The sequence below is a fragment of the Glycomyces niveus genome (assembly GCF_017592475.1).
Lineage (GTDB): Bacteria > Actinomycetota > Actinomycetes > Mycobacteriales > Micromonosporaceae > Glycomyces > Glycomyces niveus.
Genome location: NZ_JAGFNP010000002.1, coordinates 249,597 through 273,124, shown reverse-complemented (window position 1 = coordinate 273,124; position 23,528 = coordinate 249,597). Strand labels below are relative to the sequence as shown.

At 69.8% G+C, this 23,528-nt stretch carries 24 protein-coding genes; 9 read left to right on the top strand and 15 right to left on the bottom strand.

The features are described from left to right. Positions 1 to 77: 77 nt before the first annotated feature. The 3 genes from J5V16_RS04190 to J5V16_RS04180 are packed head-to-tail and all read right to left on the bottom strand — an operon-like array spanning position 78 to position 2,500. On the bottom strand, positions 78 to 1,154 hold the full coding sequence (locus tag J5V16_RS04190) for an AAA family ATPase (RefSeq protein ID WP_208494753.1): 1,077 nt from the start codon (positions 1,152 to 1,154) through the stop codon (positions 78 to 80). After that, complete coding sequence (gene pnuC, locus J5V16_RS04185) at positions 1,151 to 1,795, bottom strand: nicotinamide riboside transporter PnuC (protein WP_208494752.1); 645 nt, start codon at positions 1,793 to 1,795, stop codon at positions 1,151 to 1,153. Before pnuC ends, J5V16_RS04190 begins: the two co-directional genes overlap by 4 nt. A 24-nt stretch (positions 1,796 to 1,819) precedes the next feature. Beyond that, on the bottom strand, positions 1,820 to 2,500 hold the full coding sequence (locus J5V16_RS04180; RefSeq protein ID WP_208494751.1) for a cyclase family protein: 681 nt from the start codon (positions 2,498 to 2,500) through the stop codon (positions 1,820 to 1,822). Between the two features lie 181 nt (positions 2,501 to 2,681). On the opposite strand from J5V16_RS04180, the gene J5V16_RS04175 reads away from it, so the two are divergent. Both J5V16_RS04175 and J5V16_RS04170 read left to right on the top strand, forming a co-directional pair. Next, positions 2,682 to 4,211 carry an alpha-N-arabinofuranosidase gene (locus tag J5V16_RS04175; protein ID WP_208494750.1) on the top strand — a complete coding sequence of 510 codons (1,530 nt, stop codon included), beginning with the start codon at positions 2,682 to 2,684 and terminating at the stop codon, positions 4,209 to 4,211. A gap of 64 nt (positions 4,212 to 4,275) precedes the next feature. Next, complete coding sequence (locus J5V16_RS04170; protein ID WP_208494749.1) at positions 4,276 to 5,271, top strand: LacI family DNA-binding transcriptional regulator; 996 nt, start codon at positions 4,276 to 4,278, stop codon at positions 5,269 to 5,271. Positions 5,272 to 5,349: 78 nt separating this feature from the next. On the opposite strand, the gene J5V16_RS04165 is transcribed toward J5V16_RS04170, so the two are convergent. Together J5V16_RS04165 and J5V16_RS04160 are read right to left on the bottom strand one after the other, a co-directional pair. Beyond that, entirely contained in the window at positions 5,350 to 5,793 is a 444-nt protein-coding gene (locus J5V16_RS04165; protein ID WP_208494748.1) for a hypothetical protein, read from the bottom strand. A gap of 172 nt (positions 5,794 to 5,965) precedes the next feature. Continuing rightward, on the bottom strand, positions 5,966 to 8,041 hold the full coding sequence (locus J5V16_RS04160) for a cellulase family glycosylhydrolase (RefSeq protein WP_208494747.1): 2,076 nt from the start codon (positions 8,039 to 8,041) through the stop codon (positions 5,966 to 5,968). Between the two features lie 293 nt (positions 8,042 to 8,334). Here J5V16_RS04160 and J5V16_RS04155 point away from each other — a divergent pair, with 293 nt between their 5' ends. Further along, positions 8,335 to 9,933, top strand: coding sequence for a carbohydrate-binding protein (locus J5V16_RS04155; protein WP_208494746.1), 1,599 nt, complete (start codon positions 8,335 to 8,337; stop codon positions 9,931 to 9,933). Positions 9,934 to 9,995: 62 nt separating this feature from the next. On the opposite strand, the gene J5V16_RS04150 is transcribed toward J5V16_RS04155, so the two are convergent. The 4 genes from J5V16_RS04150 to J5V16_RS04135 form a co-directional block, all read right to left on the bottom strand. Continuing rightward, entirely contained in the window at positions 9,996 to 10,463 is a 468-nt protein-coding gene (locus J5V16_RS04150) for a VOC family protein (protein WP_208494745.1), read from the bottom strand. A 161-nt stretch (positions 10,464 to 10,624) separates the two neighbouring features. Beyond that, positions 10,625 to 12,124 carry a pectinesterase family protein gene (locus J5V16_RS04145; protein WP_208494744.1) on the bottom strand — a complete coding sequence of 500 codons (1,500 nt, stop codon included), beginning with the start codon at positions 12,122 to 12,124 and terminating at the stop codon, positions 10,625 to 10,627. Between the two features lie 174 nt (positions 12,125 to 12,298). Beyond that, positions 12,299 to 13,219, bottom strand: a complete 921-nt coding sequence (locus J5V16_RS04140) for a LamG domain-containing protein (RefSeq protein WP_208494743.1) — start codon at positions 13,217 to 13,219, stop codon at positions 12,299 to 12,301. Positions 13,220 to 13,291: 72 nt separating this feature from the next. Next, complete coding sequence (locus tag J5V16_RS04135) at positions 13,292 to 13,879, bottom strand: hypothetical protein (RefSeq protein ID WP_208494742.1); 588 nt, start codon at positions 13,877 to 13,879, stop codon at positions 13,292 to 13,294. Between the two features lie 131 nt (positions 13,880 to 14,010). Between J5V16_RS04135 and J5V16_RS04130 the strand changes: the two genes are divergently transcribed. Continuing rightward, the gene (locus tag J5V16_RS04130) at positions 14,011 to 14,967 is read left to right on the top strand and encodes a GlxA family transcriptional regulator (RefSeq protein ID WP_208494741.1); all 957 of its coding nucleotides are present in this window, start codon (positions 14,011 to 14,013) and stop codon (positions 14,965 to 14,967) included. Positions 14,968 to 15,127: 160 nt separating this feature from the next. Next, positions 15,128 to 15,472, top strand: a complete 345-nt coding sequence (locus J5V16_RS04125; protein ID WP_208494740.1) for a lactococcin 972 family bacteriocin — start codon at positions 15,128 to 15,130, stop codon at positions 15,470 to 15,472. Positions 15,473 to 15,514: 42 nt separating this feature from the next. Here J5V16_RS04125 and J5V16_RS04120 read toward each other — a convergent pair whose 3' ends face one another. Beyond that, positions 15,515 to 16,093: a TetR/AcrR family transcriptional regulator gene (locus J5V16_RS04120; RefSeq protein ID WP_208494739.1), complete on the bottom strand. Its 579-nt coding sequence runs from the start codon at positions 16,091 to 16,093 to the stop codon at positions 15,515 to 15,517. An 82-nt stretch (positions 16,094 to 16,175) separates the two neighbouring features. Here J5V16_RS04120 and J5V16_RS04115 point away from each other — a divergent pair, with 82 nt between their 5' ends. Next, complete coding sequence (locus J5V16_RS04115; protein WP_208494738.1) at positions 16,176 to 16,622, top strand: nuclear transport factor 2 family protein; 447 nt, start codon at positions 16,176 to 16,178, stop codon at positions 16,620 to 16,622. On the opposite strand, the gene J5V16_RS04110 is transcribed toward J5V16_RS04115, so the two are convergent. The 5 genes from J5V16_RS04110 to J5V16_RS04090 form a co-directional block, all read right to left on the bottom strand. Continuing rightward, positions 16,603 to 17,445 carry an ATP-grasp domain-containing protein gene (locus J5V16_RS04110; RefSeq protein WP_243900793.1) on the bottom strand — a complete coding sequence of 281 codons (843 nt, stop codon included), beginning with the start codon at positions 17,443 to 17,445 and terminating at the stop codon, positions 16,603 to 16,605. The two genes, J5V16_RS04115 and J5V16_RS04110, sit on opposite strands and share 20 nt — an antisense overlap. Continuing rightward, entirely contained in the window at positions 17,354 to 18,016 is a 663-nt protein-coding gene (locus tag J5V16_RS04105) for a hypothetical protein (RefSeq protein ID WP_208494737.1), read from the bottom strand. The genes J5V16_RS04110 and J5V16_RS04105 overlap by 92 nt, the downstream gene beginning before the upstream one ends. A 40-nt stretch (positions 18,017 to 18,056) precedes the next feature. Beyond that, positions 18,057 to 19,331 carry an MFS transporter gene (locus tag J5V16_RS04100; RefSeq protein ID WP_208495140.1) on the bottom strand — a complete coding sequence of 425 codons (1,275 nt, stop codon included), beginning with the start codon at positions 19,329 to 19,331 and terminating at the stop codon, positions 18,057 to 18,059. Beyond that, a complete protein-coding gene (locus tag J5V16_RS04095) occupies positions 19,328 to 20,698 on the bottom strand; it encodes a GH1 family beta-glucosidase (protein ID WP_208494736.1) in 1,371 nt (456 codons plus the stop codon). Before J5V16_RS04095 ends, J5V16_RS04100 begins: the two co-directional genes overlap by 4 nt. 76 nt (positions 20,699 to 20,774) lie before the next feature. After that, positions 20,775 to 21,542, bottom strand: coding sequence for an AraC family transcriptional regulator (locus J5V16_RS04090; protein ID WP_208494735.1), 768 nt, complete (start codon positions 21,540 to 21,542; stop codon positions 20,775 to 20,777). Between the two features lie 70 nt (positions 21,543 to 21,612). On the opposite strand from J5V16_RS04090, the gene J5V16_RS04085 reads away from it, so the two are divergent. The 3 genes from J5V16_RS04085 (at position 21,613) to J5V16_RS04075 (ending at position 23,528) form a co-directional block, all read left to right on the top strand. Continuing rightward, positions 21,613 to 22,422: a phytanoyl-CoA dioxygenase family protein gene (locus J5V16_RS04085; RefSeq protein WP_208494734.1), complete on the top strand. Its 810-nt coding sequence runs from the start codon at positions 21,613 to 21,615 to the stop codon at positions 22,420 to 22,422. Continuing rightward, positions 22,422 to 22,682: a hypothetical protein gene (locus J5V16_RS04080; protein WP_208494733.1), complete on the top strand. Its 261-nt coding sequence runs from the start codon at positions 22,422 to 22,424 to the stop codon at positions 22,680 to 22,682. Before J5V16_RS04085 ends, J5V16_RS04080 begins: the two co-directional genes overlap by 1 nt. An 87-nt stretch (positions 22,683 to 22,769) precedes the next feature. Next, positions 22,770 to 23,528 (top strand): SDR family oxidoreductase, encoded by a 759-nt coding sequence (locus J5V16_RS04075; RefSeq protein WP_208494732.1) that lies wholly within the window; start codon positions 22,770 to 22,772, stop codon positions 23,526 to 23,528.

The following is a 23,528-nucleotide window of genomic DNA, read 5'->3' as shown; positions in this document are numbered from 1 at the left end:
CCCCCCCCACCCCGCGCCCGGCCCGCCCCCCCGCCTCCGCCCGTGGCCGGCCCCCCCGCCCCGCTTCCGTATGCCGCTCAGCGGTATTCGGGCAGCGGGCTCGCGAAGTGCCAGCCCGCGGCGATGAGCGTGTCGACCGCTGCGACGGCCTGCTCAAGCCGTTGCTCATGCGGGCCTTGGAGTTTCACGTAGCGGCGGCCGGTGCGCTCCAGTTCGGCTTCGAAGCGGGCGGTCATCCAGGGGCGCAGGTGCTCGTCGGCGCGGAGGCCGTCGTCTTCGAACGGGACGCCCTCATGGTCGGTGAGCAGGTAGAGGTCGTGTTCGAGCGCGGACCCGATCGCCTCGACCTCGGGGCTGCGATCACCGAGGTACCGCTCGTGCCAGATCGCGGTCGCGAAGGCATCGGTGTCGCAGACCAGGACCGGGCCGGTACGGCGGGCCTCGGCCTCTTCGAGTTCGTTCTGCCGCTTGGCGATGAGCGGGAACTCCTCGGTCGTGAACCGCACGTCGCCCCAGGTCGCGTCCGGGTCCTCTCTTTGGAGGGCGCGGAGCCGCTCCTCGCTATAGGTCCGGCCGTACTCCGCGACGCAGCGCGTGGCGGCCCAGACGCCGCCGCGCTCGCGGTAGTGCGCGGCCAGCGCTTCGGCGAGGGTGGTGGTGCCGGTGGACTCGGCGCCGAGGGCCACGATGCGGCGGGTGAGGCCGGCGCGCACGGGGCCTTCGAGGAAGTCCCAGTTGGCGGCCGGGTCGGCGCGCACGGCGGTGCCGGAGACCGGGAACGCGCCGCGGTCCTGGTCGACCTCGACGTGGACGGCGCCGAGGCGGCGGGCGAGTTCGGGGCCGTAGGACTCGGAGGTGAAGAGCGCGTCGATCCGTTCGGGCACGGCGGCTTTGAAGATGTCGACGTGGGCCTGCCAGATCTTCTCGTCGTGGAGGTCCATGTGGACGTCGTCGATCGTGCCGATGACGCGGGCGTCCGGGTGGGCCTCCTGGATCCAGTCCACGCGGGTGGCCATCGGGATGGATTCGACGGTGGCGTGGGAGACGAGGACGGTGAGGCGTTCGCATCCGGCCGCGGCGGTGCGGATGAGGTGGTGGTGGCCGGCGTGCGGCGGGTAGAACTTGCCGAGGACCAGGCCGTGCTCGGATTTCACGCGGCCGCCTCCGCGGGCTGCGCTTGTGCGGCGAGGTCCTTGCGCCAGTTGAGGAGTCCCATGACGCACAGGGCCATGAACCCGATGTAGAGGATCGAGGTGAGGTAGAGGCCCTTGTAGGCGTAGAGCGGGACGTAGACGATGTCGGCCGCGATCCACAGGTACCAGGATTCGACGCGCTTGCGGCACTGGCCGTAGGTGGCCATGAGGGAGAGCACGGTGGTGAGGGCGTCCCAGGAGGGCACGGTGGAGTCGGTGGCGGTGGTCAGCAGGACCGCGATCCCGGCGAGTCCGATGAGGCCCGCGCCGGTGAGGGCGAACCATTCGAGGCGGCCGGTGCGGCTCACCGGGAGGGTGTCGGCGGCGGGGCCGCCGCCTTTGACCCAGTTCCACCAGCCGTAGACGCCGAGCGCGATGAAGACGATCTGGAGCGCGGCGTCGGCGTAGAGGCCGCTGTCGGTGAAGATCAGGATGAACAGAAGGCAGTTGGCGATGCCGATGCCCCAGTTGGCGATGTGCTGGCGGGCGACGAGCCAGACGCAGAGCGCGCCGGTGACGAAGGCGAGCCCTTCGGCGAGGGTGGTGGGGACGTCGGCGATCGTGAACAGGGGGAAGTACAGGATTTCCATGAGGGCGTTCATGAGGGGCGGGGTCCTCTCAGGGGGCTAGGCCTCGATGACGGCGTAGGCGCGGGTGGGGAAGGTGCCGAAGCCCTCGATGCGGGGCGGGACGGCGTGGAGGCGGGCGCCGGCGGCGGGCAGCTGGTCGAGGCCGGTGAGGTGTTCGAGGATGGGCACGCCCGCGGCGAGGAGCGTCGAGTGGGCGGGGCGGGGGCCGCCGCTGGCGGCGTTGTCGATGTTGACGCTGTCGATGCCGACGAGGACGGCGCCCGCTTCGACGAGGTGCTGCGCGCCGTCGGCGGTGACGTAGGGGGCGGCGGCGGTGTCGCCGTAGGTCTCGGTGCCCCAGTGGCGGGACCAGTCGGTGCGCAGGAGGACGGCGGTGCCGCCGATGGCGGTGCCGGCGAGCGCGTCGGGGCCGATGGCGCGGTCGGCGCCGGTGAGGTCGATGAGGGTGACGGGCACGTCGGCGACCTTGGCGAGGTCGAGTCCGGCGAGGTCGTAGCCGTCGCGGTAGCGGTGGCTGGGCGTGTCGAGGTAGGTGCCGGTGTTGGCGATCATGTCGATGCGGCCGATGGAGAACTCGGTGCCGTCCTCGTAGTGGAAGTGGGAGTCCTCCCAGGTCAGGTACGGGGTGATGGCGGGGCCGGGCATGCCCGGGTAGGTGGTCATGCCCGCGGTGATGGGGTGGTTGAGTTCGATGAGTCTGCGGTTGCTTTCGGCCATGCCGCATGGAATCACGAACGGCCGCGGCGTGTCCACGGGTATCGGCCGGTGCTCATTGCGCGGGACGTCTGGGTCCGCCGGTGCGGCGGGCTTGACACGGCGGGTATGCGACCGGGTAGAGTGAACCGCGCTTTACCGATAAAGATCACTTGTCATCCGCTCGACCGCCAGGAAGGCCCCTATGAGCAACGACGCCGTCTCCGCCGTCATCAACGTCGACATCGAAGGCCCCCAGATCAGCAAGCACGTGTACGGCCACTTCGCCGAGCACCTCGGCCGCTGCATCTACGGCGGGTTCTACGTCGGCGAGGACTCCGACATCCCCAACGTGCGCGGCATCCGCCTCGACGTCGTCGAAGCCCTGCGCGCCCTCGACATCCCCAACCTGCGCTGGCCCGGCGGCTGCTTCGCCGACGAGTACCACTGGATGGACGGCATCGGTCCCAAGGAGGACCGCGCCGTCATGATCAACACCCACTGGGGCGGGGTCGAGGAGGACAACAGCTTCGGCACCCACGAGTTCATGGACCTGTGCGAGCTGCTGGAGACCGAGCCGTACATCGCCGGCAACGTCGGCTCCGGCACCGTCCGCGAGATGAGCGAGTGGATCGAGTACCTCACCCGCGAGGGCGACTCCCCGATGGTGCGCCTGCGCAAGGCCAACGGCCGCGAAGCGCCGTGGAAGGTCAAGTTCTGGGGCCTGGGCAACGAGCCCTGGGGCTGCGGCGGCAACATGAACGCCGAACAGTACGCCCTGGAGGCCCGCAAGTTCGCCACCTACTGCCGCGACTACGGGGACAACAAGCTCTACCGCATCGCCGCCGGCGCCGCCGACGCCGACTACCAGTGGACCCAGAAGCTCATGGAGCAGCTGGGCCACCTCGGCTGCCAGCGCGTCGAGCGCAAGCTCTACCAGGCGGTCTCGCTGCATTACTACACGATCGGCGGCACCTGGGACAAGAAGGGCGACGCGAAGGAGTTCTCGACCGACGAGTACTACACGACGATGCTCAAGGCCCTCCACACCGACGAGCTGCTGACGGGCCACTCGAACGTGATGGACCTGTACGACCCGACCAAGGAGATCGGGATCGTGATGGACGAGTGGGGCACCTGGTGGGATGTGGAGCCGGGCACGAACCCCGGGTTCCTGTACCAGCAGAACACGATGCGCGACGCGCTGGTGGCGAGCCTGCACTTCGACATCTTCCACAAGCACGCCGACCGGCTCGTCATGGCGAACATCGCGCAGACGGTGAACGTGCTGCAGGCGATGATCCTCACCGACCCGGACTCGGGTGCGCTGGTGCTGACGCCGACCTACCACGTGTTCCAGATGAACAAGGGCCACCAGGACGCGGCGTCGCTGCGCGTGGACGCCCCGGCGGGCCTCCCGACGCGCGAGGTGGACGGCAAGGAGCTGCCGACGGTCTCGGTCTCGGCCTCCCGCAAGGACGGCCGCCTGCTGGTCTCGCTGTCGAACCTGGACGCCGAGGCGGGCCAGGACGTGGAGGTCGATCTGCGCGGCGGGGGCCTCGGCGAGTTCGAGGCGCTGATCCTGACCGCCGACTCGCTGCAGGCGCACAACACCCCGGAGGCCCTCGAGGCCGTGGCGCCGCGCGCGCATGAGGGTGTCAAGCTCGAGGGCTCGAAGCTGCGCGTGCACCTGCCCGCGCACTCGTTCGTCACGGTCTCCGGCGCGCTCGCGTAGCGGGAGATGTTCCTCCCATCGGATGATGGGAGGATGGAGCGGCAGATGAGAGGCGGTAACTGACATGGTGACGATGAGCGACGTGGCGCGGCTGGCCGGGGTGTCGAAGATGACGGTATCCAATGTGGTCAACAACCGGCCCGGGGTGAGCGACCCCGTGCGCCGGCGCGTGCTCGACGCCGTCCAGCAATCCGGTTACCGCCTCAATGTCAACGCCCGCACGTTGAAGGCCGGGCGCACCGGGGTCATCGGCCTCGCGGTGCCCGGCGTCGACCAGCCGTATTTCGGGGTGCTGGGCGAGCATGTGATCGCCGCGGCGGCCGCCAAGGGGTTCCATGTGGCGATCGAGCAGACCGGGGCGGCGGCCGAGGGCGAGGCCGAGGCGATCTCGCAGTCGCACCGGCTGCAGTTCGACGGCCTCATCATCAGCGCCGTGATCCTCGATCCCAAGGAGCAGGCGCACACTTGGGGCGACTTCCCGATCGTGATGCTGGGCGAGCGGGACTACGGGCAGGCCATCGACCATGTGGGCATGGACAACGAGGCCGGTTCGCGGGCGGCCACCGAGCACTTGATCGAGCGTGGATGCACCAGGATCGCGAACGTGACCGGGTGGAGTCTCGAAGGCGTGCATGTGGGTTCGCGCCGGTACCGGGGGTACACGGAGGCGCTGAAGGCGGCGGGGATCCCGGTGGACCCGGCGCTGGTGTGCCTGTCGGGCATGGGCCAGGAGACGGGCCGCCGCGCGGTGCACGACCTGCACGAGGCGGGCGTCGACTTCGACGGGGTCGTGGCCATCACGGACACGGTGGCGATCGGGGTGATGCGGGGTCTGGCGGATCTGGGCCTGCGCTGCCCGGAGGACGTGCGGGTGGTGGGCTTCGACGACATCTCGGTCGCGGAGTTCCTCACGCCGTCGCTGTCCACTGTGGCCCCGGGGCACCGCTGGATGGCCGAGAAGGCCGTCGAGCTCATCGTCTCGCGCTTGGAGGACCCGCAGCGCGAGCCGCAGGACCACACGGCCCCGTTCGAGCTCAGGGTCCGCGAGTCCACCCGCTGAGGCTTCGCCTGCGCGCAGCCCTGGCCCCCAACGCCAGGGCTGCCCCGAACCGCTCCGTGGTTCAGTGCAGTCGGCCGCTTAGGCCGTGATCTCGCCGCTGTAGTTGTGCCACTTGTAGGTCCCGCTCTGGGAGGCCCAGATGTGGATGCGGTAGGTGGCGCCCTCGGCGACGTTGCTGTCGCAGACGGTCATGCCGCCGGCGGAGTTGCTCGTGCTGGTGTCGTCGAAGCAGACCGGGCCCGTGTTCTTCCAGTACCAGTACCCGGCCGGGTCGAGGGTCTTGACCTGCAGCTGGGCGCGGGTGCCCCAGCCGTCGGCGCGGAAGTCCAGGAGCGCCAGGTTCTCCCCCGAGCTCGAGCTCTCGGCGCGGCCGCCGTTGTAGATCTGGGCGGGGTCCTTCCAGAACGCCGTGCCGCTGGAGGCGGCCTGGGCGGCGCCGGGGGCGAGCGTGAAGCCCGCGACGAGGGCGGCGGCGAGCGCCGTGGCGGCGCGGAGGGCGAGCTTGGATGAGCGGATGGACATGCAGTCTCCAATTTCGAGGGTGGCGGCCCGAGGCCGCTGTGGACGTTGGGGATCGTCGAATATGAATACGTCGACGCGAGAACGACGGGTTGCACCGCTCCCACGAATTTCTTGAGCAGCTGAAGGAACGGTCCCCGGCGCATGCGCCGGGGACCGTTCCTCACTCGTCAGGTCAGGTGAGCGAGCCGGTGACGTTGCCGCCGGATTCGGTCACGTAGTAGGTGACGGTCTTGCCGCTCCAGAAGTGGAACGTCAAAGTGACCTTCTGGCCGTCGTTCACGTCGGTCCAGAACGCCTGCGGGAGGCTGATCGTCCCGGCCGTGTAGTCGGGGCTGAACGCGCGCGCGAACTCCTTGTAGGAGGTCCAGTTGTGCGGCCCGGCGGCCGTGCCGTCGGCGTACTTCGCCTCCATGGTCGCCAGCTGGTCGCCGTTGAACTGGGTCGGGATCGCGAACGAGCCCGTGGCGCCCGTGGCCGCCGACATGGTCGGCTGGTCGTAGGAGATGACGCTGATCCGCCACGGCGCCCCTTGCGAGAACACCGCGTGCAGGTTCGCCTTCACGCCGTACACCCGGTCGCCCAGGAGGGCCGTCAGCCGGCTCGCCTTGATCGTCAGGGTGTTGCCCGAGATCGTGTAGTCGGTGCCCTGCACGAGGTTCGTCGAGCCCAGGCGCAGCGCCTGGAACGTGGTGCCGTTCGGGTTGAGCGTCAGCGAGACGTCCGAGACCGTGCCGGACTTGGCCACGAACACCTGGTCCGAGGAGGCCGTGCCCGAGCGGGAGGTCCACCCGGCCTTCATCATCGAGTACAGCTCCGGGTCCCGCCACTGGAAGGTGGTCCGGTTGAAGTGCTGGCCGTTGTCCCACAGCTGCAGGGTGAGGTCCTTCTGCGCCGCGTAGTACTGCAGGTACTCGAAGAACTTCAGCTTCTCGCCCTGCTCGACGGTGCCCGTGTGGGCGTCGAAGCCCAGCAGGCCCCACTCGCCCACGATCACCGGGATGCCGTTGGCGACGAACTCGGCGTGGGCCCGGTCGAAGTACCCCTCGAGGTCGGCCTGGACCTCGGCGTTGAACTTCGTGTAGCCCGCGACGTTCACGCTGAACGGCCAGAAGCCGTAGTAGTGGATGGTCGCGGCGATGTTCTCGTCGTCCAGCGAGGCGATCGTGGCGCTGAGTGCGTCGAGGTGGGCCTGCCCGGCGTTGGTGTGCAGGGTCGGCAGCACGAGCACGCGGGTGGCGTTGCCGCCGCCGGTGCCGCGCACGATCTCGTGGAAGGAGACGTTGAGGTCGTTCAGGAGCCCTTCGGCGGTCGGATCGTCCACATTGTTGAACTGCGGCTCGTTCACGCTCTCGAACAGGACCTCCGGCGGAGCGTCGCGGAAGCGGGTCGCCACCTCGGTCCAGATGGCCTCGTAGCGGGCCTCGACGACCGTGCGGTTGGTGTTCATGTCCGCCATCCAGATCCACGAGTCGTGGTGAATGTTGATGAGCACGTGCAGGTCGGCGTTGAGCGCATAGCCCACGACCTCCTCGACGCGGTCGAGGTAGGCGTCCTCGACCGCGTACGGGGCGGTCTTGGACTGGTGGTTGTCCCAGGTGACGGGGATGCGGATGCTGTTGTATCCCTGGGCGGCGATGTTGTCGATCAGCGCCTGGGTGACGCGCGGGTTGCCCCAGGCGGTCTCGTCGGCGCCCACCGCGTCGAGGGTGTTGCCGAGGTTCCACCCCGGCTCCATGGCCGCGACGGTCTCCATCGCGGTGGCCCCGCCGGGCGGCGGCGTCGTGGTGGGCTCCGTGGTGGGCGAGGTGGTGGGCTGGCCGACGGAGCCGTCGCAGACGACGCCGTTGAGCTTGAACTGCGCCGGGATGCCGTTGGTGGTGGTCCAGGAGCCGTTGAAGCCGAAGGAGACCGAGCCGTTGGTGGCGATCTTGGCGTTGTAGTCCACGTTCTTCGCGGTGTAGGTGTCACCGGAGTTCGTGGCGGTGGCGCTCCAGATCTGGGTGATGCGCTGGCCGTTGGGGAAGGTCCAGACCAGGTCCCACTTGTTGATCGGCGTACCGAGGTTGGTGATGTCGACGTTGCCGGTGAAGCCGCCGGGCCACTGGCTGGCGACCTTGTATTCGACCTTGCAGCCTTCGGCCGCGTAGGCCACCGAGGGGGCGAGCACGCCGAGTCCGGCCGCCATGGTGGCGACCGCCATCACCACCAGGGTGATCCATCGGCGGGTTCGTCGTTTGACGCCTTGCATGGCGCTCCTTAAGTCCGCGTTGACTACGAGAGGGGGTCGGGCGGGGAGGTCCATCGACCATCCTCAATGCAAGATTAAGTTGGGAGACGCAACTTTGTCAATCGGCGTCCGCGACCCGAGTCGAGGCGGGCCACTCCGAACACGAGAAGGAATGTCTGGTTTGCACCCTTGACAGAGGAAAGCCTTTTCCTTACGCTCGTGGCAACCGGTTGATTCATACATTTCGATGTTTGATTCGCGGGGGCTGGGGTCCTCACCCCCAGCGCGACAACGTAGTTGCGAAGGGAAGCAACATGTCACGTCGAAGAAGCGTGCGCACCGCGCTCGTGGCCGGCTTCGCCGGCATCATCGCCACCGCGGCCACCCTGGTCGCGATGAACGCCGCCTCGGCGGCGCCGATCCGCTACGAGGCCGAGACCTCGCCCGCGACCTGCTCCGGCACCATCGACTCCAACAACGCCGGGTTCTCCGGCAGCGGGTTCTGCAACACCCCCAACGCGACGGGTGCGTCGGCCCAGTTCACGGTGAACGCCGCCAGCGCGGGCACCGCCACCCTTGGCATCCGGTACGCCAACGGCACCACCGCCGCCCGTTCCGCCGACATCACCGTCAACGGCTCGGTCGCCCAGTCCGCCAGCGCCTTCGCGGGCACCGGTTCCTGGACCACCTGGTCGACCAAGACGCTGACCGTGCCGGTGAACGCCGGCAGCAACACGATCCGCCTCACGGCCACCAGCGCCGACGGCCTCGCCAACATCGACTACCTCGACTTCGAGGTCGGGGGCTCCGTGCCCACGACCCCGCCGACGAGCGGCGCGATCTACGTGGCCCCGGGCGGTTCGGACTCGGCCGCGGGCACCGAGGCGGCTCCGACCACGCTGGCCTCGGCGCTGAGCCGGGTGAACGCGGGCGGCACCATCTACATGCGCGGCGGCATGTACAACTACTCGTCCACGATCGTGATCGACCAGGACAGCGGCTCGTCGAGCGCCCGCACCACGCTGGCGGCGTACCCAGGCGAGCGGCCGGTCCTGAACTTCTCGGCGCAGTCCGAGGCCTCCGCGAACCGGGGTCTGGCGCTGTACGCGAACTACTGGCACATCAAGGGCCTCACGGTGGAGCGGGCCGGCGACAACGGCATCTTCGTGAGCGGCAGCAACAACATCCTGGAGCGCACGCTCACCCGCTACAACCGCGACTCCGGCGTCCAGCTCTCGCGCCAGTCGTCCACGAGCACGACGGCGTCGTGGCCGGCGAACAACCTCATCATCAGCGCCGAGTCGCACGACAACGCCGACTCCGACGGCGAGGACGCGGACGGCTTCGCCGCGAAGCTCACGGTGGGCTCGGGCAACGTGTTCCGGTACGCGGTGGCGCACAACAACGCCGACGACGGCTGGGACCTGTACACCTACTCCGACTACGACCCGATCGGGACGGTGCGCATCGAGGACTCGCTGTCGTACCGCAACGGCACGCTCTCCAACGGCACAGTCTTCAGCAACGGCGACCGCAACGGCTACAAGCTCGGCGGCGAGAACGTCCCGATCAACCACACGGTGGTGCGGAGCATCGCGTTCGACAACGGCCAGCACGGGTTCACGTTCAACTCGAACCCCGGGTCGATGACGATCTCGAACAACCTGAGCATCGACAGCGAGGAGCGGAACTTCCAGTTCAGCGCCGGTTCACACGTGTTCCGCAACAACACCTCGTGCTTCTTCAGCGGCGGCACGAACGACAGCATCTCCGGCAACGCGGACAGCTCGAACCAGTTCTGGTCGGGCTCGAACGGTTCGCGCTGCGCGAACTACTCCGGGGCCCTGGGCTGGTCGTTCGACTCGACCGGGAAGCTCGTGGTGACCTTGGGCGGCAGGGTGGTGACCCTGTAGCCGGGGCCTGAGCCCTCACTCCGAGCGGCCCGTCCGATCCCGGACGGGCCGCTTTCCGCCGTTCAGGACGGCTGCTGCTGGGTGGCCATCCGCTGCTCCAGCTCCTCGGGGGAGATGTCCTCGAAGCGGCTGGAGACGTGCCACTTGTGGCCCCACGGGTCCTGGAAGGTCCCGGTGCGGTCGCCGTAGAACTGGTCGGCGACCTCGTTGAGAGAGGTCGCCCCGGCGGCGAGCGCGGCGGCGAAGGTGGCGTCGGCGTCCTGGACGTAGACGTGGATGGACACGGGTGAGCCGCCGAAGTGGCCGGGGGCGTAGGCGTCCATGTCGGGGAACTCGTCGGCGACCATGATCAGCGACGAGCCGATCTCGATCTCGGCGTGCATGACGGTGCCGTTGGGGCTGTTCATGCGGCCGCGCTCGCTCGCGTCGAACACGTCCTTGTAGAAGTCGATGGCGTCGGATGCGCCTTTGACGTGAAGATACGGTGTGACACGCGGGTAGTCGTCGGGTATCGGCTGCACGGCGTTCATGTGGTTCCTCCCTGGTCGGCGGGGCGGCGGCCGCTCGCGCGGCCGCCGGCGGTGCCTCCAGACAACCACCGGTCGCGCCGGTGCGGTGCCGAACCTGCCGGTAACCGGGGGCAGGCAGGTGCCCGCCGCCGGGCGGGGCGCCCGGCGGCGGCGGGTGCGGTCTAGCGGATCGGGTTCCAGCCGTCGCTGCCGCGCAGGTAGTCGGCGGGTTCGTGGTTGGCGGCGTCGCCGGAGGACATCTGCGGGCGGTTGGCGTTCACGGTCGCGCCCGGTCCGGTGTTCTGGTACTCGCGCAGGCGGGCGTCCTCCCAGGCGAGGCCGGACATGTCGGACCACGGTTCGGCCGTGCGGATGTGCGCGCCCATCACGGTCTGGCGGTAGAGGACCTGGCCGCGCGCGGTGGTCGAGCCGCCGGCGGGCCAGGGCCGGCCGAGGTACACGGAGTTGACGGGCGCGTTGCTGGTCAGGGTGCACTGGTAGAACAGCATCCCGTACGGGTTGGTGATCTCGGTGCTCGGCGCGACGATGTAGCCGTTGTTGGTGGTGGAGCCGCGCGTGAGCGAGTGGACGGTGCACCCGTCGAACACGGCGGTGCCGCGCCCGAAGATGAAGTCGACGTCGCCTTCGACGTAGCAGTCGCGGTAGTACTGGCGCGACACTGTGGACGCGGAGGGCGAGTCGGTGAGCAGGGTGTCCTGGTTGCCGAGGAAGCGCACGTTGTCGAAGACCATCCGGTCGCCCTGGACCTTGACGGCGACGGCCTGGCTCTGCCCGTTGGCCGCCTCGTCGTAGGTGTTGGCGAAGGTCAGGTCCTCGGCGGTGAAGTTCGCGCCCTGCAGCAGGACGCTGGCGCTGCCGCTGGTCCCCCACGTGCCGCCGGACCCGTTGTCGCAACTGGCGCAGCGGTTGTCGTGGATGACGACGTCGGCCGCGTTCCCGGTGGCGCCGATGAAGGTGATGCCGGTCTTCGAGGACGGCACGGTCACGTTGCCCTTGTAGGTGCCCTTCTTGATGAGGATGGTCGAGCCGGAGGGCGCGGCGTTCACCGCCGCCTGCACCGTGGTGTGGGTGCCGGAGCCGTCGAGGGCCACCACGTAATCGGCGTCGACGTCGCCTTCGGCGGGGTTGAGTTTCCATTGCTGGTTGGTGGCGCCGGTGGCGGTGTACTGGGAGATGCGGCCGCCGGCGGTGGTGGACCATGCCCAGACGTCGAGGGCTTTGCCCGAGGCGCGGTTGACGATGGTGGCGTAGCCGCCCGATTCGGTGACGCGCCACTGCTGGTTGGCGCTGCCGGCGTCGCCCCACTGCTGGACCTTGGCGCCGTCGGCGGTCGAGGCGCCTTCGACGTCGAGGACCTGGTTCGAGTGGCGCACTTGGATCTTGTAGTAGCCGCCGCCGGCGTCGACGAAGCGGAATTGCTGGTCGGTCGAGCCGTTGCTCGACCACTGGACGAGCTCGGCCCCGCTGGCGGTCGAGGCCGCGCGGATGCCCAGCACCAGCCCCGAATGCCGCGACTCGATGTTGTACCAGACGCCGGTGGTCACCGCTTGCGCCGTGCCGGTGATGAAGAAGGTCCCGGCGGCGGCGATCACCGCGCCCAGCACGGCGGCGAGGACGGCCGCCATCCGCCGCCCGCGGTGCGGGCGGACTTGGAGGTTCATTGACATGTCGTCTCCAGGGAGAGCCGGCCGCTGAGACATGCCGGGTAGTTCCTCAGCAGTCGGGAATTGATATGTATCAATGCAAAGTGTAGGGCAATCGCTTCCCAAAACCAACCCCCGCAAACGGACGAGAACGGACCCGGCTGCGGCAGCCGGGTCCGTTCTCGTTGCGGGTCAGCCGTTGTTGGTGCGGCCCACGTAGACGTTGCGGGCCTTGTAGTAGGTGTCCCGGGTGGGCCCGCTGGCACCCGAGGAGCCCTCCATCTGGAGGTTGATGATGATGTTCATCGGCTTGCCGACGAAGTTGGAGCCGGTGTGGGCGGCCTTCCAGACGTCGTCGAGGTAGTAGTGGATCTGGACGTCGGTGCCGGAGGTCTTGGTCATCCAGATCCGGTACTCGTGCCAGCTGCCGGGCGAGGCGACGGTGACGAGCGTGTTGTCCCAGCCGCCGTCGTAGGTGTTGAACCAGTTCCGGTTGTCGCCCTTGTATTCGAGGATGTCGCTCTCGGGCGGCCAGGAGTTGGCGCCGGTGATCCAGAACGCCGGCCAGGTGCCGGGCGCCGAGGGGGCCTGGAACTCGCCGCGGATCTCCCAGTTCGGATACCGGTCGTTGACGAGGACCTGGTTCTTGGCGTGGATCGCCGCCGAGTGGTAGCGGATGGGCAGGTAGGGGTCCTTGCTGCTGTTGCCCTCGTTCCAGGTGATGCGGGTGGCCTTGAGGTTGAGGACGCCCGCAGGCGAGAGGAAGCAGTGGTTGGCGTCCGTCGAAGACGCGTACATCCGGGCGGTGCCGTTGTGGTCGGAACCCCAGGGGTACAGGTAGTTCCACTCGGACTCGAGGGCGGCCCGGCTCGCGAAGGAGTTGCCGTCGATGAGGGTCTCCCATGCGGCGGCGCCGATCTGCTGGGCCGCGGCGTCGGCGGCCCGGGCGGGGTCCGCTGCGCCGATGAGGGGTGCGGTGACGGCGGCCGCGGCGGTGGCCGCGATCCGCTTGAGGGCCGTGCGTCGGGAGCTGCCGGGTTGCGGTGGATTCGTCATGGTGACCGCCTTCGCGTCGTCGCGCGCCGATGCGACCGCCCGGAGGAATGCGGTCACATCGAACATATTCAATATATGGTGCGCAATGGACGCACGGATGTCAACAGCGATCCACGGTTTCCAACGCGGTCAGCTCGCGATCGCCGCGACGATCATCGCCGCGGCCACCAAGGTGTCGAGAACGACGCAGAACTCGGCCAGCGAACGGGAGACGACCCGCTCGGTGCGGTGGTGCCACACGTCCCAGGCCGCGTGGCCGAGCAGTCCGGCCGCCACCAGGTAGAGCCCGAGGTCGCCGCCGACGAGGAGCACCGCCACGGCGACCGCCCCGAAGCCGAGCATCGCGAGGCCCTGCAGCGGCATGCCTTCCGCGGGGCGGGCCGCGCCGCGCACGAGGCCGTAGGCCGCGAGCAGGACGGCGATGCCGATGAGGCCCCAGACGGCGAGGTCCGCTTCGTAGGCGGTGAACCCGGCGGCTGCGATCACGGCGAAGGACAGGAAGAACACCGGCCAGGCCGCACCGCGCCGCTGGAAGGCCGCGGCCCCGATGTAGACGAACCCGGACGCGGTGAGCACCGGCGCGATGTCGGCCCCGGAGGTCACGCCCCAGGCCACGAAGACGGCCATCACGATGCCGGCGGCGGTCGGCCAGCGCCGCAGGGCGGCCCGGAGCGGGTTGCCCGAGCGGGGCAGGGTTTCGGTGGTGGTGGTCGTCATGACTGGTCTCCATACCTAGAGGGGGTATCCGTCGGGTCAACCATCCCCCGATCCCCCGGAGCGTTCAACGTCCCGGACCAGGCAGGTCCGAAATCTTGGCATCCAGGTCTTTCAGACCTAGGCTGGAGGGCATGGAACCGCATCGCGTGGTCGTCGTCGGGTACGACGACGCCGAACTCCTCGACATCGCCTGCGTCACGACCACACTGGACTCGGTCCGTGTGATCGATGCGGCGCTCGGCTACGACCTCGAGCTCGCCACCCCAGGCGGGCGGCCGATCACCTGCTCGTCAGGGCTGGTCCTCAACGGGCAGGCGGCACTGGAACGCCTTCGTGGTCCTATAGGGACGCTCGTTGTCTCGGGCGGGCTCGGGCATGAGGGCGCGGCTCACGATGAGCGGCTGGTGGGGCATGTGCGGCGCCTCGCCCGCGAGAGCGAGCGCGTCGCGTCCCTGTGCACCGGCGCGAGCGTCCTCGCGGCGGCGGGGCTGCTCGACGGGAAGCGGGCGACCACCCACTGGCACTTCGCGAAGCGCCTCGCCGAGCAGTATGCGGGTGTCGAAGTGGACCCGCGCCCGATCTGGATCCGCGACGGGAACGTCTACACCGCGGCGGGGGTGACGAGCGCGCTCGACCTCGCGCTGTCGTTCATCGAGGCGGACTACGGACCGGACATGGCACGCTGGGTCTCGCGGGCGATGGTCACGTACCTGCACCGGCCCGGGAATCAGGCGCAGATGAGCATGTTCACCGCCGCGCCCGCGGTCGACCACGACCTGGTCCGCAAGGTCACCGACCATGTGGGCGAGGCGCTCGACGGCGATCTGTCCACTGAGGCGCTGGCGGGGGTGGCGCGGGTGAGCCCGCGGCACCTGACCCGCTTGTTCCGCCTGCATCTGCGTCAGACGCCGGGCAGGTACGTCAGGCAGGCGCGCGTCACCGCGGCCGCGCAGCTGCTGTCGACGACGGACCTGCCGGTGGCGCGGGTGGCGAGCCGGTGCGGGTTCGCCTCCGCCGAGGCGCTGCGGCAGGCGTTCGCCCGCGAGTACGGCACCACGCCGTCGCAGTACCGCAGGACGGCCGCCTGACTGTCAGACACCGGACAGCTTCACCGAAAGCAAGCATTGCATCACCGCAAGTGATATTTTCTGGGTCGTGTGCCGCTGCGGCCCACCGGCACCGATCCCGGGACACCGACCGGCGCAATCGAATCGGTGCCATCCACTTGAGACGCAAGGAGGGTGCGCTATGCGGCGCACGAAACGCAACATCCTGCTCGCCTTCGGGACCGCGGCCGTGCTCGCCGTCGCTCCGGCGACCTCGGTGCAGGCCTCGCCCGGTATGGACGCCGAGTCCGTGACCTGCCAGGACATCGGCGGCGGCACCTGGTGCCAGGGCACCGCCTCGGGCGATCACTGGTGGTCGTCGAAGTGCATCTCGAACTACTACCACCCGACCAACTACCACAGCTCCACCGCGATCATCGGCGACGACACCCAACGCGGCGTCGCCGACGCCGGCCAGTGGTCCAAGGCCACGGCCCAGGCCGGTTCCGGGCACACCTGCTACACGAAGTACAACCCGGACGCCTGAGTCCGGTCGGCCAGGGGCGTCGCCTGCGGGGGCGGCGCCCCTTCACGCTCTCCGCAGGCCGTCGAAGAGCAGGTCGAGGGCGCGGCGGCGCAGTGCCTCGTCCCATTCGGCGGCGACGGCCTCCTGGCAGAGGGCGGCGAGCAGCGGGATGAGCTCGTCGGACCGCAGGTCCTCCCGGACGGCACCACCGTCGCGAGCCCGCTCGAGCAGGACGTCGACCGAGGGCCGCAGCCGCTCCAGGGCATCGGCGACGCGCACTTGCACCCCGGTCTCGGCGAGGCGCGCGAAGATGGCCCGCTGCGAGGCGGCGGCCTCCATGAGGAGGGCGCCGAACGCGAAGAGCGCGTTCGGGTCCTGGTCGCGGACCATCGCCTCGGCCTTGCCGATGAGCCGGTCGAGCAGGTTCATGACCACGGCCTTGAGCAGGTCGGGCTTGGTCGGGAAGTGCCGGAAGACCGTGCCGATCGCGACCCCGGCGCGGGCGGCGACGGCATCGGTGGCGGCGGACGCGCCCTGCTCGGCGAAGACCGCTTCGGCCGCTTCCAGGATGCGCGCGCGGTTGCGCTGGGCGTCGGCGCGCACGGGCCGCCCGTCCTTGGGTCCCACGCTGTCCCGGTTCATTCGAGATCCTCCTTGCCAAAGTGAGTCGTACTCATTATATTCAAAGTCGAGTCCCGCTCAGCTTACTACCGGAGGCGCCACCATGCCCAGCACGACCGCGGCCACCCCGCTCGAGATCTACCGCCAGATGCAGCGGGCCGTCCTCCGCGAAGACGGTCCGACCCTGCTCCCCGCCGAACTCCTGGCCGACGACGTCGTCGTCGAAACCCCGTTCTCCCCACCGGGTGCCCGCCGCTTCGAAGGCCGCGCCGCCTGGCTCGAGTTCTACGCGAGCCGTCCGCTCCCGTTCCGCTTTGAAGCCTTCCGCGAACTGTCCACGCTCGCGACCGCCGAACCCGAAGTCCTCGTCGTCGAATACGAACTCACCGGCACGGTCACCACCACCGGCCTCCCCGGCACCGCGGCCTTCATCGCCGTCCTGCGCGTCCGCGACGGAAAGATCGCCCTCTGGCGCGAATACCAGGACCTGCCGGCCATCAGCCGAGCCCTGAGCCTGCGACCCGAAGACCTCAGCCGCTCGCCGCGATAAGCGCACGCAGCAGCGGCTCAGGATCGACGCCCCGCGGGAAATCGCTCACCTGCCCGTCGCCCACCTCGACCACCCGCCACACGCCGTCGGCGCGCTGCGCGAGATCGGTGGTGACGAACGGGCAGCCCAGTGCCGCAACGGCTTCCGCAACCCCGCTCAGGTCGGGTTCGACCACGGTTTCCGGCTGGTCCGGGTGCGGGCCGACGACCACCGGCTCGCCTCGGACCCACCACACCCGCGCCTCGGCGGCACGCCCGCCCGAGCCGACGAAGTCCTCGAACGCCCGCACCACGAGTCCGCCGGCCAGATCCGGGCCTTGGCGCTCGATGAAACAGGCAGCGGTCGCACGCAGCGCCACGACATCCGCGAGGTCCGCCACGTAGAACGCCTCCGGCTCGCCCTTGCGCGACTTCACGAAGTCCTTCACCATTCCCGGTCCACCCGCCAACTCCCCCGCCACCACCGCTTCCATACTCGGGATCTCGTTGGGTTGCAAGGACACCCAGCGTGTGGCCGGGGTCAGCCCCGCGAACGCGCCGTACCAGCCGGGCAGTTCATGCGCCGCCCGGTACTGCTCCGGCCCCGTCACGAGCTCGACGCCGCGCTCGGCGAGCGCGCCGTACAGGTCGGCGTACTGGCCGCCGGTCACCATCCAGCCGCGGTACAAGGCCATGCCAAGTCCAGAAGGAACCCGGGCGACCGCCTGGGCGATCTCGCCGCGTGTCAGCGCGTCATGGTCGACGAGCGCGATCACCGCACCGAGGTCGGCGGCCAGCGCCGACTCGGCGGCATAGTGCTCGTCGGGACGGCGCGGCCGGAGCATGTCGGCACAGTAGAGCATCGCGGCGGGCATACCCGAATACTAAGAGCCTGCTGCGACGACTTCCCACTTCGCGGTGCCAGTAGACGGCATCGGCGCTGGTGCTCTTGATGATCTCGTCGGGTCGGACCGGGGCCGGCCACAGTTCCAGCAGGTAGCGGTCCACTGCGCCGTCGGCGAACTCGCCCTCACGACCGCTATCGCGTCCGAAGGCGCTGACGCGCACCCGGTAAGTCCCGGAAGGCAGGTCGAGGTCGCCGCCGTCTCCGCCCTCCCAGGCACGCCACACCACTTCAGCGCCAGGTGGAATCGCGATGGAGACCTCGACGATGTCCTCCCACGATCCGGCATCGGCCGGAGCGGGCTCGGGCTCCAGGACGATGCGCACCGGCGAGCCCCCGGACCGCCTGGCGAGATTGACGTACAGGCCCAGACCGGAAGCGGCTCCGACCAAGCCGTTCGCCTGACCGGCGAAGTTCCGTTCGAAATCGCCGTCGAAACCGTAGTCGCCCCAGCACAGTTCGAACAGCCCGTAGTCGGTCTCGATCATCTCGTCAAGCAGCACTCGCCCCATGCACCGATTCTGGCACCGGGGGCCGACGGCCCGGTCGATGTCAGCGCACGGATTTGATGGGCCAGACCAGGATGCCGCCGAGGAGGGTGACTGCGGCGCTCACGGCGTAGAGCGCGGAGTAGCCGCCGAGGCCGGCGACGATGGGGGCGGCGAGGGCCGGGCCGAGGACCTGCGGTGCGGTGGAGGCGATGTTGATGATGCCGAGGTCTTTGGCGCGGTCGGTGGCGGCCGGGAGAACCTGGGTGATGAGCGCTTGGTCGACCGAGAGGTAGACGCCGAAGCCCGCGCCCATGATCGCGGCGGCGGCGATGGCGGCGGGCCAGGTGTGCCAGAACGTCAGGATCAGCGCGGCGGCGGTGATGATCGCCGAGGAGGCGACCACGAGCGGCTTGCGGCGGCCGATCCGGTCCGAGAGCACCCCGCCCGCGACGGCGGTGGCGATGACTCCGCCGGTGTAGAGCAGCGTGAGGATCAGGACGCCCTCGTCGGCGCTGTGCCCGGGGAACCGTTCCTCGTAGTGCACGGCGTCCTCGAGGAAGTACAGCAGGTAGAGCGTGCCGGTGGCGTTGCCGAGCATGACGAGGAAGCGGGTGAACCACGCCCAGGCGAAGTCGGGGTGGGCGCGCGGGGAGACCCAGAACGTGGCGAGGAGGGCGCGCCAGTCGAAGGGCGGGCGCGCGGCGCGCGGCAGCGGCGGGTCCGGAGTGGACAGCACGAACGGAAGCGCCATCACCAAGGCGGCCAAGCCGATCACGAGGTATCCGGTCGGGATGTCGGTCACGAGCATGGTCACGATGACCGCGCCGACGACGAGGCCGAGTGCCTGCGGGAAGCCGATCCAGCCGGAGACGACGGCGCGCTGGCGGACGGGCACGTGGTCGGGGATGCCCGCGTTGAGGCTGGCATACCCGGCGTTGAGGGCGGCCTGAGCGAGGCACCAGCACAGGAGCACGCCGACGACGGTGGTCTGGAGGCCGAGCAGGTAAAGCCCGGCCGCACCGACGGCGATGCCGCCGACGGTCCACGGGTGGCGGCGGCCGAAGCGGCCGGCGGTGCGGTCGGAGAGCGCCCCGGCGAGCGGGTTGGCGACGACGGCGACGAGCGCGCCGACGCCGGTGACGAGGCCGAACGCGGCGACCTTGCCGTCCTCGTCGATCTCGGCGAGCTGCAGCGGCAGGAGGACCTGGATCGGGGTGAAGAAGGCCATGTACAGACCGAGCATGGCGGTGGTGATGCCGCCGATCCAGGCTTTGCCGACGTTCCGTTCGGGTTCGGCGAGGGCCACGGGCGGAGGGGCTTCGGGGGCGGTGGTCACGGTCGGCGGCTCTCGCTCTGCCTCTGCACCGCTCCGCTTCGCTGCGCGATGTGTTTCCGGTACCAGTCGAAGGACGCCTTCGGAGTGCGGTCCTGCGTCTCGGAGTCCACATGCACCAGTCCGAAGCGCTGGTGGTAGCCCTCGGCCCATTCGAAGTTGTCGAGGAGGCTCCACACGAGGTAGCCGCGCACGTCCGCGCCTTGCGCGATCGCGGCGTCGAGGGCTTCCACGTGCGCCGCAAGGTAGTCGATGCGGTCCTGGTCGGGGATGGTGCCGTCCGCGGCGGGCGGGACGGTGTAGGAGCAGCCGTTCTCGGTGACCCACAGGGGCGGCAGCGCGTCGCCGTAGTCCTCGGTGAGCTCCACAAGGGTCTGCGTGAGGCCGGAGGGGATGACGGGCCAGTCGAAGTCGGTGGTCTTCACGTGGTCGAACTCGACGATGTCGAAAGGCAGCGGCGACTCCGGCGGGGCCGCGGTGAGGCGGGTCGGGTTGTAGTAGTTGACGCCGAGGCCGTCGAGGGGCTGCGCGATGGCCTCGAGGTCGCCGTCCTCGACGAACGGGAGCGCGCCGAGGCCGAGGGCCGAGAGGTCCGGGTAGCGGCCGAGCAGCACCGGGTCGGTGAACAGGCGGCGGTGGATGAGGTCGTAGGCCGCGGCGGCGGCGAGGTCGTTCTCGTTGCCGCTGAACGGGACCGCTGGCGTGTAGCTGTTGGTGAGCATGACGAACGGCGCGCCCGCCGCGCGCAGGGCGCTCGTGGCGAGGCCGTGGCCGAGGAGCTGGTGGTGCGCGGCGGGAAGGGCGTCGAGCAGGAGGATGTGGCCGGGCGCGTGCTGGCCGAGCGCATAGCCGAGGGCCATGTGCTCGAAGGGCTCGTTGAGGGTGATCCAGTGCCGCACGCGGTCGCCGAGGCGCTCGGCGCAGATCGCGGCGTACTCGGCGAAGCGGTGGGCGGTGTCGCGCTCGAGCCAGCCCCCCGCGTCTTCGAGCGGCTGCGGCAGGTCCCAGTGGTAGAGGGTCGCCAGCGGGGTGATCCCGGCGTCCAGAAGCCCGTCGACGAGGCGCTCGTAGAAGTCGAGCCCGGCGTCGTTGACCGCGCCCGCGCCATCGGGCCGCACGCGCGGCCAGCCGATGGAGAACCGGTAGACGTCGATGCCGAGGTCGCGCATGAGGGCGATGTCCTCGGGGTAGCGGTGGTAGTGGTCGCAGGCGGTGTCGGCGGTGTGGCCGTCCCGGATCTTCCCCGGCGTGCCCGCGTAGGTGTCCCAGACGGACGGTCCGCGCCCGTCCTCGGCCGTGGCGCCTTCGATCTGGAAGGCCGATGTGGCCACCCCCCAAGCGAAGTCGGGCAGACGCGGCGTTGCGGTCACGGGCACCTCCGGGCGTGACGTGAGTAACTTTTGGAAACATACCAGTGGTGTGACCCGCCGGTAACCCCTCGCGGGTTCAGAGTTTCCGGGCCGCCTCGCGCAGGGCGCGCGGCGAGGCGCCGAGCTCGCGGCGGCAGGCCTTGTTGAACGCCTGGAGGTCGGCGATGCCCACCGCCGCCGCGACCGCCGGGATCGACAGCGTCGACTCCAGGAGCAGGTGCCGGGCGCGTTCGAGGCGGCGGCGGCGCACGTGCGCGACCACGGTGGTGCCGGTGGCGGTGTGGAAGAGCCGCGTCAAGTGGTTGTGGGACAAGCCGACCGCGGCCGCGATCTCGGGCACGGTGATCGGCGCGGGCAGGTGCTCCTCGACGTAGGCCAGCGCGGCCTCGACCGACCGGTGGTGCCCGGCGCCGGGGCCGGGGTCGAGCCGGGTGAACCGCCACAGGAGCGCCCAGGCCTCGGCGTTCGCCCGGGCCGGAACCTCGGCGGTGATGACCTGCCGGAACATCTCCGCGAGCACGGGGGCGGCGGGGCCGGCGTCCTGCATGACCGGGACGGTGTGGGGCGCGCCGCGGTCGCGGATGCGGGCGTGGATGTGGAGGTTCGCGGAGCGGCCGCGGTAGCGGAAGACGCTCTCGACGCCGGCGGGGATGAGGCTCACGTATCCCGGTTTGACGGGGTGGGCGGTGCCGCCGAGTTCGATCTCGGCTTCGTAGTCGTGCAGGTGGATCTGCCACAGGTCGGGCAGGAGGAACTTCTCCTCGGGGACGGTGAGGCCGTGGACGCCCACGCCGGAGTTGACGACCTCGGGCGGGCCGTCGAGGTGGAGTGCCACGGTGCGCATGGTGAAATCCAACCACAGGTCGGTGATTACAGCCCATTGCAGGAGGCTCTGGAGTCCTTAGATTAGCCGTATGACAACCACTAAGCATCTATTGACCTCGGTCGAGATGGCGCGGTTCGTCGCCAACGGGTTCCACCGTATGGACGCGATCGTGCCCGCCGACCTCAACGAGGAGGCGATCGGGATCTTCGAGGCGGGACTCCCCGGAGTCCCCTACGGGACCCCGGTCGAGCAGGCCTACGAGCCCGGTTCGTTCACGCGGCGGCTCCTGGAGATCCCGGCCATCGCCGGCGCGGTCCGGAGCCTCGTCGGGGCCGACCCGACCGTGGACCACCACGCGATCCACATCCGCGAGCCGCACGAGGGGTCGGCCCAGCCGCTGCACGGCGACGCGATCATCGACACGCGCATCGACGCGTTCGACGTGCAGCTCATGTACTACCCGCAGGAGGTCACCGGCACCATGGGCGGCACCCTCTCCGTCCCTGGCAGCCACCTGCGCCGCACCAACGAGTCGGACACGGGCCGGTACCAGAACCTGCGCGGCCAGACCCGCCTGACCTGCCCGCCGGGCACGGTCGTGCTGCTGCACCACGGGATCTGGCACGGCGGGCGGCGCAACGACTCGGACATCCGCCGGTACATGTACAAGATCCGGTTCAACCCGACGGTGCCGCAGGTGCGCACCTGGGACGTGTCCGATCTGGATGACCCGCAGGTGGCGGCCGAGCTCAACCGGTACTTCCCGTGGTGCGAGCACGCCACGGGCCGCCTGGAGATCTACAACCGCGTCATGATGTGGCGGGCGCTGACCAACAATCCGCAGTTCGACGTCGAGTACTGGGCCACCCGCGTCGCCAACCGCCCCGGGAGGGTCTGATGAAGCAGCAAGTCCTCGTCCTGTACTTGAACACGTCCGCGCTGGACTCGGAGGTGCTGGCCTGGGCGTTCTACGACGGCACGGGCAAGACGAACCCGACGACCGGCGACAGCGACCTGCCGCCGTACGACTCGGGCACCGAGGCGCTGCGCGACGGCTGGCGGCTGTTCCAGGCCGCGCAGCTGATCCCGCCGTACCCGGGGCACGAGTACCAGACCTCGTTCCTCAAGCACGAGTTCTGGTTCGAGAAGCTGGAGTAGCCGGGCCGGGCCGGCCGCGCGGGACCGCCGCGCGGCTGGTCTAGGGTGGTACCGCTCCCGACCATCCGACTCCCTGGAGGAACCCTCATGACCGGTCCCGGTCCGCACGCCCCCGTCGCCTTCGTCTCCGGCGCTTCGCGCGGCCTCGGGGCGGTCATCGCCCGCCGCCTGGCCGCCGACGGGTTCGCCGTCGCGGTCAACTACGGCTCGAGCCGTGAGGGCGCGGAACGGGTCGTCGCGGACATCGAGGCGGAGGGAGGGACCGCGGCGGCCTTCGGCGGGGACGTCACCGACGAGGCCGCGGTCGCGGCGCTCGCCGAGCGGGTGCGCGCCGAACTGGGGCCGGTGACGGTGCTGGTGGCCAACGCGACCGGGCCGCAGCCGGAAGTCGCGATCGACGACCTCGAATGGAGCGACCACCTCGCGCAGCTCGAGTTCTTCGTGAAGAGCCCGACCCTGCTGCTCAAGGCGTTCCTGCCCGACATGCGCGCCGCCGGCGGCGGCCGGGTGGTGCAGATCGGCTCGGACATGTTCGAGCGGGCGCTGGCGGGCTGGTCGGCGTACGTGGCGGCGAAGGGCGCGCAGTGGGGTCTGACCCGTTCGTGGGCGCGGGAACTCGGCCTGGACGGGATCACCGTGAACCTGGTGGCGCCGGGCTGGATCCCGGTCGAGCGGCACGGGGAGCTCGGCGAGGCCGACCTGGCCGGGTACCTGGCGGACCTGCCGCTGGGCCGCATCGGCGTGCCCGGCGACATCGCCGCGGCGGTGTCCTATCTGGTCTCCGACGCCGCGGCGTTCGTGACCGGCCAGCGCCTCACGGTCAACGGCGGCCACACCATCGATTAG

Coding starts and splice junctions, on each gene's coding strand:
- pnuC (WP_208494752.1), bottom strand. CDS start 1,795: ATGAACGCCCTCATGGAAATCCTGTACTTCCCCCTGTTCACGATCGCC.
- J5V16_RS04180 (WP_208494751.1), bottom strand. CDS start 2,500: ATGGCCGAAAGCAACCGCAGACTCATCGAACTCAACCACCCCATCACC.
- J5V16_RS04175 (WP_208494750.1), top strand. CDS start 2,682: ATGAGCAACGACGCCGTCTCCGCCGTCATCAACGTCGACATCGAAGGC.
- J5V16_RS04170 (WP_208494749.1), top strand. CDS start 4,276: ATGGTGACGATGAGCGACGTGGCGCGGCTGGCCGGGGTGTCGAAGATG.
- J5V16_RS04165 (WP_208494748.1), bottom strand. CDS start 5,793: ATGTCCATCCGCTCATCCAAGCTCGCCCTCCGCGCCGCCACGGCGCTC.
- J5V16_RS04160 (WP_208494747.1), bottom strand. CDS start 8,041: ATGCAAGGCGTCAAACGACGAACCCGCCGATGGATCACCCTGGTGGTG.
- J5V16_RS04155 (WP_208494746.1), top strand. CDS start 8,335: ATGTCACGTCGAAGAAGCGTGCGCACCGCGCTCGTGGCCGGCTTCGCC.
- J5V16_RS04150 (WP_208494745.1), bottom strand. CDS start 10,463: ATGAACGCCGTGCAGCCGATACCCGACGACTACCCGCGTGTCACACCG.
- J5V16_RS04145 (WP_208494744.1), bottom strand. CDS start 12,124: ATGAACCTCCAAGTCCGCCCGCACCGCGGGCGGCGGATGGCGGCCGTC.
- J5V16_RS04135 (WP_208494742.1), bottom strand. CDS start 13,879: ATGACGACCACCACCACCGAAACCCTGCCCCGCTCGGGCAACCCGCTC.
- J5V16_RS04130 (WP_208494741.1), top strand. CDS start 14,011: ATGGAACCGCATCGCGTGGTCGTCGTCGGGTACGACGACGCCGAACTC.
- J5V16_RS04125 (WP_208494740.1), top strand. CDS start 15,128: ATGCGGCGCACGAAACGCAACATCCTGCTCGCCTTCGGGACCGCGGCC.
- J5V16_RS04120 (WP_208494739.1), bottom strand. CDS start 16,093: ATGAACCGGGACAGCGTGGGACCCAAGGACGGGCGGCCCGTGCGCGCC.
- J5V16_RS04115 (WP_208494738.1), top strand. CDS start 16,176: ATGCCCAGCACGACCGCGGCCACCCCGCTCGAGATCTACCGCCAGATG.
- J5V16_RS04110 (WP_243900793.1), bottom strand. CDS start 17,445: ATGCTCCGGCCGCGCCGTCCCGACGAGCACTATGCCGCCGAGTCGGCG.
- J5V16_RS04105 (WP_208494737.1), bottom strand. CDS start 18,016: ATGGGGCGAGTGCTGCTTGACGAGATGATCGAGACCGACTACGGGCTG.
- J5V16_RS04090 (WP_208494735.1), bottom strand. CDS start 21,542: ATGCGCACCGTGGCACTCCACCTCGACGGCCCGCCCGAGGTCGTCAAC.
- J5V16_RS04085 (WP_208494734.1), top strand. CDS start 21,613: ATGACAACCACTAAGCATCTATTGACCTCGGTCGAGATGGCGCGGTTC.
- J5V16_RS04080 (WP_208494733.1), top strand. CDS start 22,422: ATGAAGCAGCAAGTCCTCGTCCTGTACTTGAACACGTCCGCGCTGGAC.
- J5V16_RS04075 (WP_208494732.1), top strand. CDS start 22,770: ATGACCGGTCCCGGTCCGCACGCCCCCGTCGCCTTCGTCTCCGGCGCT.